Here is a 13,280-nt window from a genome sequence, read left to right on the forward strand (position 1 = left end):
TGGTTAACGAAGGTGATCGTATGGCTCTGAGTAAGTGACGGCAAGCGAGTTATTCGCATCCAGATATTTGATTTAAGAATATCTGGCTAAGATGCTGCAATGCGACGACACCTGCCATCCACCCAGGCGCTGGCCTGCTTTGAAGCTGCTGCGCGGCACGAGAGCTATACCCGCGCCGCGCAGGAACTGGCGCTGACGCAAAGCGCGGTGTCGCGCCAAATCCTGGCGCTGGAGGAGCAACTCGGCGTGCAACTCTTTCGCCGCACGCGCCACGGGGTGGTGCTCACCCCCGCTGGGCGGCATTACGGGCAGCAGGTGGCGCGCTGGCTGCAGGGGCTGGAGCGCGACACGCTCGACGTCATGGCCCACCAGGGGCATGGCGGCGCCATTTCGCTCGCGGCCGTGGCCACCTTTGCCACGCGCTGGCTGATCCCGCGCCTGCCGCTGCTGGCCGCGCGCCACCCCGAGATCGTGGTGCACATCGAGACGCAGACCCGGCCCTTCCTGTTCACCGATACGGCCTTCGACGCGGCGCTGTACGCGGGCACGCCCGAGCAGGTCGCCAACTGGCCCGGCGTGCAGGCGCAGCTGCTGATGCAGGAGGACGTGGTGCCCGTGTGCAGCCCGCGCCTGCTGGAGACGGCGGCGCAGCAACTGGGCATGCCGCGCGGCACGGGCCGTGCACACCAGGGCCTGCCGCCACCGGCGCTGGCGCGGCTGCCGCTACTGCAGCAAAGCACCCGGCCCTATGGCTGGCGACAGTGGTTCGATGCCATGGGCGTGCCGGATGCGCCGCGCGCGCTGGAAGGGCCGCGCTATGAACTGTTCTCCATGACAGCCGCCGCGGCGGCCCACGGCCTGGGGATTGCGCTGATGCCGCCCATGCTGATCGAGGCCGAGATCGCCCGGGGCGAGCTGGTGGTGGCCTGCCCGCGTCCGTTGCGTGGCGAGCGGGGTTACTACCTCGTGAGCCCCGCGCAGCCCCAGCCGCCGGTGCTGGCCGCGTTCGCTGGCTGGCTGCAGGACATGGCTGTGGCTGGGCCGCTGGCGTAGCCGCTCTTCAGCATCTGTCGATCAGCGTCCACCCATCAACGCGACGCATACCGGCACCAGCACGGCAGTGGCCACACCGTTCAGGCCCATCGCCAGCGCGGCGAAGGCACCGGCCGTGGGATGCACCTGCAGTTCGCGCGCCGTGCCGATGGCATGGGCCGTGAGGCCGATGGCAAAGCCGCGCACGGCCGGGTCGTGCACGCGCAGCAGGCGCAGCAGCGGCCCCGCCAGCACCGCCCCCGCAATGCCCGTGATGGCCACGGCCACCGCTGCCAGCGATGGCGCGCCGCCGATGCGCTCCGCCACGGGCAGCGCGATCGGCATGGTGGCGGATTTGGGTGCGAGCGCCATCAGCGTCTCATACGATGCGCCCAGCGCCCAGGCCAGCAGCAGGGCGGAGACGATCGCCACCGTGCAGCCCACGAGCAGCGCCACGCTGATCGGGCGCCAGAGCTGGCGAATGCGCTCGCGCTGCGCGAACAGCGGCACGGCCAACGCCACCGTGGCGGGGCCGATGAGAAAGCTCAGCAGTTGCGTGCCCTCGCGGTAGGTGGCGTAGGGCGTGCCCGTGAGCAGCAGCACCGCCACGACGAGCGCCGTCGCCGTCAGTGGTGGGATCAGCAGCGGGTGTGCGCCGCTGCGCCGATACAGCGCCAGCGTCAGCGTGTAGGCCGCCAGCGTCAGCGCCAGCCAGGGCAGGGGCGACGCCGTGAGCCATGCGGCCAGCCCGGGGAGAGACGCGCTCACGGGGCCTGCTCCTGCTCGCGCGGGCGTGCGTCGGCGCTGTCGCGCAGCAGCCAGCGCAGCGTCCAGGCCGTCACCACCAGCGTGATGGCCGCCCCCACGATGCCGGCCACAAGGAACGGCAGCCATTCGCGCGCGATGCGGTCAAAGTGCAGCATGACCCCGGCGATCGCCGGGATGAACAGCAGCATCATGTTCTGCAGCAGGCTGCCCGCGGTGCTCTCCAGCGCCTGCGGGACGCGCCCGTATGCCAGCAGCGCCGCCAGCAGCAGCAACATGCCTGCGAGAGCGCCAGGCAGGGGCAGACCCAGGAGCTGGACCAGAAGTTCTCCCAGCAACTGAAGGATGAAGAGGGCGGTCAGGGCGTAAAGCATTGAAGGCGGGCAGGGCGGCGCGCAGGCGCAAAGACCATGATCATCCCTGATACCCACCGCCCCGCGCTGGCGCTGGGGTGATGCCGCCTCTTTGCGGGAGGTCGGGGGCTCCGCCGGTTGCGCGCAACGGCCATCCGCAATACCCTGGTGTGCAGCGGTCGCCCGGCGAAGCACTCTCCGGTGCAACGTAACGGTCGCCGCACCACTGCACCAGGAGGACTTGCCATGGCTACCGCCCAGCCCCTGTACCACGCACCCACGTTTGAACCTACCGTGGATGAGATCGCCACGCTGAAGCAGCTCGAAATGGGCCAGGCCATCAGCGTGCCCGACGCGCTCAAGCACCATCTGTCCGGGCGCCTGCTGGATTGGGCCTATATCGGCAAGACGCCCGGGGGCGAGTTCCACATCACCGACTTAGGCCGCCAGCTCATCAAGCGCCAAAACAACTGAGCCGGGTCACCGCTGCGGGGCGGATTCGCCTCCGTCCTACACGGCGTCCCGTGCGGGCGAAGGTACCTTACGGCCACCGCGGCAAACACCCGACGGGTGCGCATCGCAGTTTTGCTGCCATGCCCAGGCGGCGCGGGCCGAGCTTCTCGGCTCCCATTGCGGGAGCCCTGGCGTCCGGTCTGGGTCGAACGCTGTGGCCGCATGCATGGCAAGGGTGGCGTCCTCTTATCGCCGCCCGGCGGCATGTGGCTAACACCCGTAAGCTTTGCCCTTTGGCAGCGTCCCGTGCTGGCCAGTCCTCACGGGGCCCCGCGTACTCGATTGCCGAGGCGCGGGCGGCAGGCACATCGTCCTGCCGCTGCCTCTGGCGCGGTATGCCACCGACCCGGAGATGGCTGACATGATTCACCGCACCGCTCTCGCTCACCGCCAACCGGCCGATCCCCCCGTGGAGCCGGATGTGCCCGCTCCACCCCCGGAGCCCGCTGACACGCCTCCGCGTCTGGGCTGAATGGCGGTACGTACGGGCGGTACGCGCACTTGCGCGGGTGGCTGTCTTACAAGGCAGGCCCCGCCAGGCGCTTATGGTGGACCGCAACTATCGGAGCGTGACATGCCACCTACCAAACCCGCCTCAGGCGAAGTACCCCATTCTTCAGGCCGCAACCGCGTGGCCACCTCCAGGACTGTGACACTGCTGCTCATCGCCGTGGCGGTGATGCTGCTGTTCCTGTGGGCGCCGTGGTAGCACCGGGACAGACCGTTGGTCTTTTTGCGCTGTTGAACGGGACGTTCGAACGGGGCATTCGTCTGACAGTGGCCGTGCCCCTGCGTTCCTAACGTGGTGCTTCATTAACACAGGAGCTTCACCATGAACCGCACCCCCAACCGTCCGGGCGCTGCACCATCCCCGGGCACCACCCCACCGAGCCAGCGCGACGACAAGCGCGCCATTCGCATCGCCCTTGTCACCGCCCTGATCGCGCTGGTAGCCGTTGTCGTATTCAACTTGCGCGCTCCAAAGGATCGCTTGAGCGCGCCTGGCGAAGGGGCTCCCGCAGCCACCCAAGGGTCCGCCGGAATGGCCGGGCCGTCGGTGGATCCCCCCCAGCCCTCAGCGCCCCAGCGCGGCGACACGCCTACCACCCCGGGTCGCGAAGGCATGGGCGCACCTGCCGGGGGCGCGCCCGCGGCGCAGTAAACGATGCGGGCACGCGCATTGCCGCACGACTGACCGGCTACGAACGGGGGTCAAAGAAAGCCGCACGCCACTGAGCGCGTTTTCGATCCCACGTAGGCTTCTTTTCCCGCTGCTCGCTGGTACATGCAGTCAATGGGGCGGGTGCGCAGGATCCTGGCGCTTGTGCGTGACCCAGATGAGAGCGTGCGTATCCACCCCCAACGCCTGGGCGCGAGCCACGATGGCATCGCGCTGCGCAGCGTCCAGTTGTTTGTCGCGCGCCAGAATCCAGCAGTAGCTGGTATCAGGCCCCAACACCAGCGCCCAGCGGTAGTCAGGGTCAAGCGCCGCGACGTGGTAGCCGCCGTAGAACGGGCCGAAGAAGGACACCTTGAGCGATCCGGTGGTGGGGGCACCCGTGAACAGCGCCTTGCCAACGGCTTCGCGCCATTGGCCCGATGCGGCGGCAAAGCCGCGGTTGACCACGCGCACGCTGCCGTCCGCCTGGGGGGTGTAGGTGGCGGACACATCCGTCATGCCGCGCTCGAATGAGTGGTCGAGCCGGGCCAGCTCATACCAGCGCCCCTGATAGCGCTGTAGATCGAATGGCGTGACCGCTTCTACGCCCGGCGGGGGGCTGGTGTTTGCACAGCCGGCCATTACGGCGACGCCCGCCATCCACAGCGCCCATAGGCCTGCGCGGCAGGACGGGATGACTGCGCGCCGCACAGAAAATAGAAAAGCCGAGAGCAGGTACATGTGATGTCCTTGACCAAGTGGTGGATCAGTGTGTGTGGCGCCATTGCGCCACCAAGGGTTGAAGCCCCGTCAGGTGCTGGACGGGAGTGATCCCTTCCAGGGGCTTTTGGTACAGAGCGGTGCACGAGCCGCCGACCCACAACGCGGTGGTGGGAGACAACTGGGCCCGCAACTCACGCAGGCTGGCGTGAACGACTGTCCCGTTATGCACATTGCTGAAACTCAAAGCCACCACATCCGCCCGATGGGCCACGGCGGCTTGGGCCACGTCGCCCACGGGTGTTTGCGTACCCAACGAAACACAGGTACAGCCCTCCAGTGCCAGCAGTGCTTCAACCATGAGCAACCCTAGGCTATGCAATTCCTGGGGTAGCGTGGTGAGCAGGACCTTGGGACCTTGCGGTATGGGCAGCGGCGCTAGGGAAGCAATGGCGTTGCGCAGAACCCCGGTGATGACCTCGGTGAAGAGGTGTTCCTCGAAGACCTCGAAGCGCCCTTGCACCCAGGCCTCGCCCACGGCCGTGGTCAGCGGAGCCACCAGGTCGGTGACGAACGGAGCGAGCCCCATGCGCAGCTGCGCGTGACTCAGGGCATGCCGCAGGGCTTGCGGATCGTGCGCTCCGATGGCCTTAAGAAGCGGAGCAAGGGTCGCAGGTGAGGAGAACGCCTGAAAGTTTGTCTTGGACAAAACTGAACTGGGGGATGAAGGTCTCTGGTTCAGCAAGGACAGCAGTTCTGCACTGTCCAAGCCCACCACCTTGCCGGGCCTGGCCCCTGTGTCGAGCAGGCGGCGAATCAGTTTCAGTCGTTGCACCTGCTCGCTCGGATACAGGCGGTCCCCCGCCCCGTCGCGCAAGGGTCGCGGGAAGCCATAGCGTTTTTCCCATACGCGCAAGGTGTCCTTGGCTACGCCGGTTTCGCGCTCCACGGCCGCGATGGGCAAACCTGCGCTCTCGGGATGGTCTGGCGTGCTCATGCGCCAACCTTTATGCGGCGTACAGGCCTCAGGAGGGTATTGAAAGTCATGGACAAACTGTGGGGATTGGCGAAATTGTCTAGGACAAAATTAGTTTTGTCCACTACATTACGCCCATTGTCTGCGCACAGCGCTACCTCTGGTATTTCGCCGAGGGTTGGAGTGATCATGAAAATCGCCATCATTGGTTCGGGAATTTCAGGTTTGGTCGCAGCCCACCGCCTGCGGGCGCAGGCCCGTGTCACGGTCTTCGAGGCGGGGCATTACTTCGGCGGCCACACCCACACGGTGGACGTGTGCCTGCCGGACGCGGCGGGGGAATTGGTAACGCATGGCGTCGACACCGGCTTTCTGGTCTTCAACGAACGGACCTATCCCGGGCTGATTGCCTTGTTTGACGAGCTGCGGGTACCCACCGCGCGCTCGGACATGTCGTTCTCGGTGCAGGTGCCTGGCGCCGGCGCAATGGGCACGGGGACGCTGGAGTGGAGCGGTGCCAACCTGGCAACCGTGTTTGCCCAGCGCCGCAACCTGCTGCGTCCGCGTTTCTGGGGCATGCTGCGCGAGCTGCTGCGTTTCAATCAGCTGTGCACCACCCTGGCGGAGTCGGGCGAAGAGGCCGCGCTGGCCCAGCCCCTGAGCGAGTTTCTGGCGCGGCATGGCTTTGGCACAGCGTTCCGCGACTGGTATTTCCTGCCCATGCTGGGCTGCATCTGGAGTTGCCCCACCGACCAGATGCTGCGCTTTCCCGTGGCCACCATGATCCGTTTCTGCCACAACCACGGGCTGATTCAGGTGAGCAACCGCCCGCAGTGGTTCACGGTGGCGGGTGGCGCACGCCAGTACGTGCACCAACTGCTGCGGGGGCTTGATGCGCGACTGGCCACGCCCGTGGACCGCATCGTGCGCGATGCCGCTGGCGTGCAGGTGCATGCAGGGGGGCAAAGCGAGCGCTTCGACGCCGTGGTGCTGGCGGTGCACAGCGACCAGGCCCTGCGCCTGCTGGCGCAGCCGACAGAGCAGGAAACCCAGGTGCTGGGTGCCATCCGCTACCAGCCCAATCGCGCGGTGCTGCATACCGACGCGCATGTGATGCCGCAGCGGCGCAGCGCCTGGGCCGCGTGGAATTACGAGCGCGCGGCCAGCAAGGAACGTGAATCGGCGCGCGTGTGCCTGCATTACTGGCTGAATCGCTTGCAGCCTTTGCCTTTTGCCGACCCCGTGCTGGTCTCTCTCAATCCGACGCGTTCGATTGCGGCGGAGAAGGTGTTGGCCGAATTCGACTACGACCACCCCGTGTTCGATCTGGCCGCCATTGCCGCCCAGGACCAGGTTCCGCAATTGCAGGGCGTGCAGCGCACGTGGTACTGCGGTGCTTGGACGGGGTATGGCTTTCATGAAGACGGCCTGCAGTCGGGCTACCGCGCCGCCGATCTGCTGCTGGAGCAGTTGCGTCAGCGGGAGGCCGCATGAACCTTCCAGTCACCGCGGTCACCGGCAACCGGCCGCACATCGGCTTCGGTCATGTGTGGCACACCCGGCTGCGCCCGCGCCGTCACCGTTTCATCGTCCCGACCTTCTTTCTGCTGCTGCCCATGCGCACGCTGCGCGCGCAGCCGCAGGCCGCGGGCGTGTTGGCGCTGAACCGGCCGGGTGCTCTGGCGTTTCGCGATGCCGACCACGGTGATGGCCGCAGCCCGCAAGCCGGGGGGGCATTGGCCTGGCTGGAAGAGCTGCTACGCGGCGAAGGCATTACCGATGCGCAGGGTGAGATCTGGCTGCACTGCTATCCGCGCATCCTGGGCTACAGCTTCAAGCCGGTGAGTTTCTGGTACTGCCACCGCCGTGACGGCAGCCTGCGCGCCATCGTGGCCGAAGTGAACAACACTTTCGGCGAGCGCCATGCCTACCTGCTCGACACACCAAGGTACGGCGAGGAATTACGCGCGCGCAAGGTTTTCCATGTGTCGCCGTTTTGCCCGGTGGAAGGCGGCTACCGCTTTGAATTCAAGCGCAGTGGCACACAGGGGCTTGAGTCCACGCGCGTGCGCATCGACTTTGACGATGCCCAGGGCCCGCTGGTGCTCACCGGCGTGGCAGGGCGCCTGCAACCCTTGGACGCCAGCAGCCGCCGCCGGGCGCTGTGGCACTACCCGTTTCTGACGTGGGGCGTCATTGCGCGCATCCACTGGCATGCACTGCTGCTGTGGATCAAGCGTGCGCCCTTGCATTCCAAACCCACGCCGCCTGTACGCCCCGTGACCCGATCTTCCTCGCCGAGCACCTGACCATGAACACCACCACTGTCTCGCCGTCCGCGCTCCCCTTGCCTGACATGCCTGCCGCGGCACGCCATGGACTGCGACTGTTGCAGCGCCTGCAGCGTGGCACGCTCCATCTGGAGCTGCCCGACGGCAACGTCGTGCAATTGGGTAGCGGCCAACACCCGCATGCCAGCATGCGCCTGCACAACTGGAAGGTGTTTGGAGCCGTCCTGCGCTCGGGTGATATTGGCCTGGCGGAGAGCTACATCGCCCAGGATTGGAGTACGTCCCACCTGGCCGACTTGTTGCGGCTGCTGATGGACAACCGCGATGCGCTGGAGTCTCTGGTCTATGGCGGCTGGTGGGGGCGGCTTGCGTACCGTCTGCGTCACCTGCTCAATCGCAACACCCGTGCCGGGAGCCGGCGCAACATCCACGCGCACTACGACCTGGGCAACGCCTTCTACACGCTGTGGCTGGACCCGAGCATGAATTACTCCAGTGCATGGTTTGAGGGCAACCTGGGGGGAGACCTCACCCAGGCGCAGCACGCCAAAGTACGCCGCGCCCTGCACAGCGCGGGCGTGCAGCCCGGCCACCGGGTGCTGGAAATCGGTTGTGGCTGGGGTGCCCTGGCAGAGATGGCCGCTGGCGAGTTCCGGGCGCAGGTGACAGGGGTGACGCTGTCCACCGAGCAACTGGCCTGGGGCCAGGCGCGCATGCAGGCCGCGGGCCTGGCCGCCCAGGTGGATTTACGGCTGCAGGACTACCGTGATATCCAGGAAGGCCCGTTCGATGCCATCTGTTCCATCGAAATGGTCGAGGCCGTGGGGCAGGCTTATTGGCCTAGTTACTTTGGCGCCATGGCGCGCCTGCTCAAGTCGGGCGGGCGCGCCTGCGTGCAGAGCATCGTGATCGACGACGCGCTGTTCGACCGCTATGTGCGGGGTACCGATTTCATCCAGCAGTACATCTTCCCAGGGGGGTGTCTTCCCAGCCCATCGCGTTTTCGCGCCGCCGCACAGGGCGCGGGGCTGCGGGTGGTGGAGGAGTTTGCCTTCGGCCGCGACTACGCGGAAACCCTGCGCCGCTGGCACCAACGCTTCGTCCAGCAGCGAGCCCAGGTACAGGCCCAGGGATTTGATGCGTCTTTCCAGCGCACCTGGGAGTTCTATCTGGCGTACTGCGAGGCCGCATTCGACGCACGCAGCATCGACGTCGTGCAGTACACGCTGGTGAAGGACTGAAGCGCCCCTCACGGGCAACGATCCCCGCTTTTCATGGCCCCGTACGGCCCCCTTTTTTCAACAAGAAAATCATCATGTTCTTATCTCGAATGACGGTCGCCGCCCGCTTGTACGCGGGGTTCGGATTGATCCTGGTCCTTTTGGTGGTGCTGACGGGCATCGCCCTGGTGAAGGTGAACCGCATTGACCAGGCGCTGCGAACCAACAACGACATCCACGTGCAGGTGCAGCGCTACGCCATCAACTTCCGTGGTTCGGCCCATGACCGCTCCATCGCCGTGCGCGACGTGGTGCTGAGTCCGTCCCCCGCCGAGCGCGACCGGGAGATCGCCACCATCGCTGCGCTGGCGGACTTTTACGCCCAGTCGGCTGCGCCGCTGGAAAAGCTCATCACCCGCAAAGGCGCGGCCCCTGAACTGGGGCAGCTGTATGCCGATATTCGCAGCGCTGAATCCAAGGCCGTGGCCACCACTCAGGCCATCATTGCCCAGGTGCAGGCGGGCGACGCCGCTGCGGCACAAACCCTGTGGACGCAGGCCAAGCCGCAATACGTGCAGTGGCTTGCAACCATCAACAAGCTCATCGACTTCAAGGAAGCGCGCATCCAGGCGACCAACCAGGGCGCCATGGACGAGGCGGGCAGCTTCCTCGGCGTGATGTTCTCGGCGCTGCTGCTGGCGTTGGTGCTCAGCGTGGCGGTGGCTTGGAGCGTGGCGCGCAGCATCGTGCGTCAGCTCGGGGCCGAACCCGCAGCGCTGGCCGACGTGGCCAGCCTCGTGGCGCAGGGCAACCTGCGGCCGGTGACGGGCGCTGCCCAGGCGCAGCCGGGGAGTGTGCTGGCATCGCTGGGGGCGATGCAGGCCAGTCTGGCGCGCGTGGTAGGCCAGGTGCGCCAGGCGTCGAACGCCGTCACCGTGGGTTCTGAAGAGATTGCCGGCGGCAACGCCGGGCTGCTGCAGCGCACCGAAGAGCAGGCCGCGAACCTGCAGCAGGCCGCCGCGTCCATGGAGCAGATGACCGCTTCGGTGAGGAACAACGCCGACTCGGCCCGCCAGGCCACCCAGGTCGCGGCCTCCGCCAGCCAGGCGGCCCACAAGGGCGGCGCGGTGGTGGCCCAAGTGGTCAGCACCATGGAGGAGATCACGGCCAGCAGCCACAAGATGGCCGACATCATCGGCGTGATCGACTCGATTGCGTTTCAGACCAACATTTTGGCGCTCAACGCCGCCGTGGAGGCTGCGCGCGCCGGTGAGCAGGGCCGCGGCTTTGCCGTGGTGGCCGGCGAAGTGCGGGCGCTGGCGCAGCGCAGCGCCGACGCTGCCAAGGAGATCAAAGGACTGATCGACGGCAGTGTGGCCAAGGTGGAGGAGGGCGCGCGCCTGGTGGGCGATGCAGGAGCCACCATGACCGACATCGTGGAACAGGCCCAGCGCGTGGCGGGCCTGATTGCGGAAATCAGCACCGCCACCGCCGAGCAGACCGACGGTATCGCCCAGGTGGGCAACGCCGTGACCCATCTCGACCAGGCCACCCAGCAAAACGCGGCCATGGTGGAGCAAAGCGCCGCGGCTGCACAAACCCTGAAGCAGCAGGCTGCGCAACTGGCCGAGGCCGTCAGTGTGTTCCGCTTGGCGCAGGACGCAGGCGGTGGTGCACCGATGTCGGTGGTGCGCCGCACTTCCCCCATGGTGACTGCTGCACCCTCTGCCTTGCGGCTCCGGGGCGACGTCGCAGCTTCTGTTGCATATTAAAACGATAGCGGCTAGCGCTTGACCCATATGCCCTGGAGCCGAATTTCATCCTTGAAGCGCTGGGCTCTTGCAGGCGGTGCGGCCTTGGCGTTGGCGGTGGCTTCGGCCAATCCCACGACCGGACAGGACGGTGGCGCTGCCCCGGCCTGGGTGCGGCAATCCCTCATGGGGGCCACCCTGGCGGGGGAAGGGCAGATGCGGTTTTTGGGCTTGCGCATCTACGACGCACGGCTGTGGGTCACGCCTGGTTTTGACGCCAGCCGCTTTGGTGCGCACCCGCTGGCGCTGGAGTTGACCTACCACCGTGGCTTCACCGGTGCGGCCATTGCCCGGCGCTCGGTAGAGGAAATGCAGCGCCAGGCCAGCGTGCCTTCTGAACAGGCCGAGCGCTGGCAGCAGCGCCTGGCGGCCGTGATTCCCGACGTGCAGCCAGGCGAGCGGCTCACCGGCCTGTACCAGCCGGGCCAAGGCATGCGTCTGTGGCGTGGCAGCCAGGAGTTGGCCGCGATTGACGATGCGGAGCTGGCGCGCCTGTTCTTTGGCATCTGGTTGTCACCGCAGACCTCGGAGCCGGGTCTGCGCAGTGCCTTGCTGGCCCGCACCCCCGGCGGAGCGGCCCCATGACTCCGCTGGCTACCCCTGCGCGTGCGGTTCCGCTGCCCCGTTGGTGGTCCGGGCCGGCCTATGGCCTGCTCGGTCTGCCGCTGGCCTTTGTGGCCTTGCCGCTGTATGTGGTGTTACCGCATTACTACGCCACGGAATTGGCTTTGCCGTTGGCCAGTGTGGGTGCTTTGCTGATGCTGGTGCGTCTGCTGGATGCGGCCGCCGAGCCCCTGCTGGGGCGCTTGAGCGACCGCCTGTACCAAGGCCCGCTGCGTGCGGTCTTGTGGGTAGCGGGGGGCTCGGCCTTGGTGCAGGTCCTGGGGTTGTCGGGGCTGTTCTTTCCCGCGGTGCAAGGACCGCAGGCGTTGGCGGCGTGGATGGTGGCGGGGTTGTTGGTGACCTGCCTGGCGCACAGCCAGTTGGTGATTGCGCACCAGGCCTGGGGCGTGCGTCTGGGCGGCGACGCGCTGCAGCGCAGCCATGTCGTGGCCTGGCGCGAAGGTCCGGGGCTGATCGGCGTGGTCACGGCCAGTGCGTTGTCGGTGGCCTGGGGCGCCGGGCCCATGCTGGTGGTGTTCGCGCTGAGCTTGCTGGCCGGGTGGCTGGCCCTGTGGCACGCCCCACGCCCTGCAGCGCCTGCGCAGCAGGACTTGCCTGCTGCCTTTGCCTGGGCCACGGTCTGGCAACCCTTGCGCCAGCCGGCCTTTCGTCGCCTGCTGGCGGTGTTTTTGTGCAACGGCATTGCCAGCGCAGTTCCGGCGGCGTTGATGCTGTTTTTTGCCCAGGACCGGCTGCAGGCCACGCAGGCGCAGATTGCCTTGTTTCTGGTGCTGTACTTTGTCAGCGGGGCGCTGTCCATGCCAGGGTGGCTGCGCGCGGTGCGCCGCTGGGGGCTGGAGCGCGCCTGGCTGGGCGGCATGCTGCTGGCGGTGGCCTGTTTTGGCTGGACGACGCTCCTGGGCAGCGGGCAGATTGCGACCTTTGCGTGGATTTGTGCGTTGTCCGGCATCGCCTTGGGGGCGGATCTGGCCTTGCCCGGGGCTTTGCTGGCGCGCTTGGTGGAACGCCAGGGGGCTCAGGGGCGCAGCGAAGGGGCGTACCTGGGATGGTGGAACCTGGCCACCAAACTGAATCTGGCCCTGGCCGCGGGCGCGGCGCTGCCGTTGCTGCAGTGGCTCGGCTACAGCCCCGGCATCCAGGATGCCCACGCGCTGCAGCGCCTCGCTTGGGCCTACGCGCTGCTGCCTTGCGCCCTCAAGCTTCTGGCGGCAGGTTTGCTGTACCGCCTGCTGATTCGTCCATCCCCGCCGTTGCATGACCAAGGAGTTTCCCCATGAACACCCGCCGCCACGCCTTGCTGGCCTTGCTCGCGGGCACTGCCGTGTTGACCGGCTGTGCCAGCCCCCAGGTGACCGACTATGCCCAGGAGCGTCCACAGCTGCAGCTGGACCGCTACTTCAACGGCCGCATCCTGGCCCACGGTATTTTTCAGCAGCGAGGCGGCGAGGTGGTGCGCCGCTTTACCGTGGTGATGGATTGCCACTGGGAGGGCCATCAAGGCGTGCTGGACGAGGCTTTCACCTATTCGGACGGCAGCACCCAGCGCCGTATCTGGCGCCTGACCAAGCATGCTGATGGGCGCTACACCGGGACCGCTGACGATGTGGTGGGTGAGGCCCAGGGCCAGACCGCGGGCAATGCCTTCCGCTGGAACTACACGCTGCGCCTGCCGGTGGACGGCAAGGAGTATGAAGTGCAGTTCGACGACTGGATGTTCCTGGTCGATGACCGGGTGATGCTCAATCGGGCCACGATGCGCAAGTTCGGCGTCACCCTGGGCGAGGTATTGCTGTCGTTCACCAAGACATAAGGAGCC

15 protein-coding genes are annotated in these 13,280 nt (G+C 66.9%); 11 read left to right on the forward strand and 4 right to left on the reverse strand.

Annotated elements, in window-relative coordinates:
- Positions 1 to 99 precede the first annotated feature (99 nt).
- Positions 100 to 1,053, forward strand: coding sequence for a LysR substrate-binding domain-containing protein (locus tag AC1PPL_RS05500; RefSeq protein ID WP_011806121.1), 954 nt, complete (start codon positions 100 to 102; stop codon positions 1,051 to 1,053).
- 21 nt (positions 1,054 to 1,074) lie between these two features.
- On the opposite strand, the gene AC1PPL_RS05505 is transcribed toward AC1PPL_RS05500, so the two are convergent.
- Positions 1,075 to 1,800: an LrgB family protein gene (locus AC1PPL_RS05505; protein WP_123676006.1), complete on the reverse strand. Its 726-nt coding sequence runs from the start codon at positions 1,798 to 1,800 to the stop codon at positions 1,075 to 1,077.
- Positions 1,797 to 2,171 (reverse strand): CidA/LrgA family protein, encoded by a 375-nt coding sequence (locus AC1PPL_RS05510; RefSeq protein WP_011806119.1) that lies wholly within the window; start codon positions 2,169 to 2,171, stop codon positions 1,797 to 1,799. The genes AC1PPL_RS05505 and AC1PPL_RS05510 overlap by 4 nt, the downstream gene beginning before the upstream one ends.
- Positions 2,172 to 2,396: 225 nt before the next feature.
- On the opposite strand from AC1PPL_RS05510, the gene AC1PPL_RS05515 reads away from it, so the two are divergent.
- From AC1PPL_RS05515 to AC1PPL_RS05525, 3 genes are all read left to right on the forward strand, one after another.
- Complete coding sequence (locus AC1PPL_RS05515; RefSeq protein ID WP_123676008.1) at positions 2,397 to 2,624, forward strand: hypothetical protein; 228 nt, start codon at positions 2,397 to 2,399, stop codon at positions 2,622 to 2,624.
- A gap of 613 nt (positions 2,625 to 3,237) precedes the next feature.
- The gene (locus AC1PPL_RS05520; RefSeq protein ID WP_255580449.1) at positions 3,238 to 3,372 is read left to right on the forward strand and encodes a hypothetical protein; all 135 of its coding nucleotides are present in this window, start codon (positions 3,238 to 3,240) and stop codon (positions 3,370 to 3,372) included.
- Positions 3,373 to 3,495: 123 nt separating this feature from the next.
- Positions 3,496 to 3,825, forward strand: a complete 330-nt coding sequence (locus tag AC1PPL_RS05525) for a hypothetical protein (RefSeq protein ID WP_123676009.1) — start codon at positions 3,496 to 3,498, stop codon at positions 3,823 to 3,825.
- Between the two features lie 129 nt (positions 3,826 to 3,954).
- On the opposite strand, the gene AC1PPL_RS05530 is transcribed toward AC1PPL_RS05525, so the two are convergent.
- Together AC1PPL_RS05530 and AC1PPL_RS05535 are read right to left on the reverse strand one after the other, a co-directional pair.
- The gene (locus tag AC1PPL_RS05530; RefSeq protein ID WP_479972851.1) at positions 3,955 to 4,563 is read right to left on the reverse strand and encodes a lipocalin family protein; all 609 of its coding nucleotides are present in this window, start codon (positions 4,561 to 4,563) and stop codon (positions 3,955 to 3,957) included.
- Positions 4,564 to 4,588: 25 nt separating this feature from the next.
- Entirely contained in the window at positions 4,589 to 5,539 is a 951-nt protein-coding gene (locus AC1PPL_RS05535) for a MerR family transcriptional regulator (RefSeq protein ID WP_479972852.1), read from the reverse strand.
- 168 nt (positions 5,540 to 5,707) lie between these two features.
- Here AC1PPL_RS05535 and AC1PPL_RS05540 point away from each other — a divergent pair, with 168 nt between their 5' ends.
- The 7 genes from AC1PPL_RS05540 to AC1PPL_RS05570 all read left to right on the forward strand — a co-directional run bounded on the left by AC1PPL_RS05540 (position 5,708) and on the right by AC1PPL_RS05570 (position 13,274).
- Positions 5,708 to 7,012: an NAD(P)/FAD-dependent oxidoreductase gene (locus AC1PPL_RS05540; RefSeq protein ID WP_479972853.1), complete on the forward strand. Its 1,305-nt coding sequence runs from the start codon at positions 5,708 to 5,710 to the stop codon at positions 7,010 to 7,012.
- Positions 7,009 to 7,827, forward strand: coding sequence for a DUF1365 domain-containing protein (locus tag AC1PPL_RS05545; RefSeq protein WP_479972854.1), 819 nt, complete (start codon positions 7,009 to 7,011; stop codon positions 7,825 to 7,827). The genes AC1PPL_RS05540 and AC1PPL_RS05545 overlap by 4 nt, the downstream gene beginning before the upstream one ends.
- 2 nt (positions 7,828 to 7,829) lie before the next feature.
- Positions 7,830 to 9,050 carry an SAM-dependent methyltransferase gene (locus AC1PPL_RS05550; protein WP_287803173.1) on the forward strand — a complete coding sequence of 407 codons (1,221 nt, stop codon included), beginning with the start codon at positions 7,830 to 7,832 and terminating at the stop codon, positions 9,048 to 9,050.
- 74 nt (positions 9,051 to 9,124) lie between these two features.
- The gene (locus AC1PPL_RS05555) at positions 9,125 to 10,801 is read left to right on the forward strand and encodes a methyl-accepting chemotaxis protein (protein WP_479972855.1); all 1,677 of its coding nucleotides are present in this window, start codon (positions 9,125 to 9,127) and stop codon (positions 10,799 to 10,801) included.
- A gap of 27 nt (positions 10,802 to 10,828) precedes the next feature.
- On the forward strand, positions 10,829 to 11,425 hold the full coding sequence (locus AC1PPL_RS05560; RefSeq protein WP_103738831.1) for a chalcone isomerase family protein: 597 nt from the start codon (positions 10,829 to 10,831) through the stop codon (positions 11,423 to 11,425).
- Positions 11,422 to 12,741, forward strand: a complete 1,320-nt coding sequence (locus tag AC1PPL_RS05565) for an MFS transporter (protein ID WP_479972856.1) — start codon at positions 11,422 to 11,424, stop codon at positions 12,739 to 12,741. The genes AC1PPL_RS05560 and AC1PPL_RS05565 overlap by 4 nt, the downstream gene beginning before the upstream one ends.
- Positions 12,738 to 13,274 (forward strand): DUF3833 domain-containing protein, encoded by a 537-nt coding sequence (locus AC1PPL_RS05570; RefSeq protein ID WP_123676016.1) that lies wholly within the window; start codon positions 12,738 to 12,740, stop codon positions 13,272 to 13,274. Before AC1PPL_RS05565 ends, AC1PPL_RS05570 begins: the two co-directional genes overlap by 4 nt.
- The last annotated feature ends 6 nt before the right edge of the window (positions 13,275 to 13,280 follow it).

The organism is Diaphorobacter sp. B2A2W2 (genome assembly GCF_056730635.1).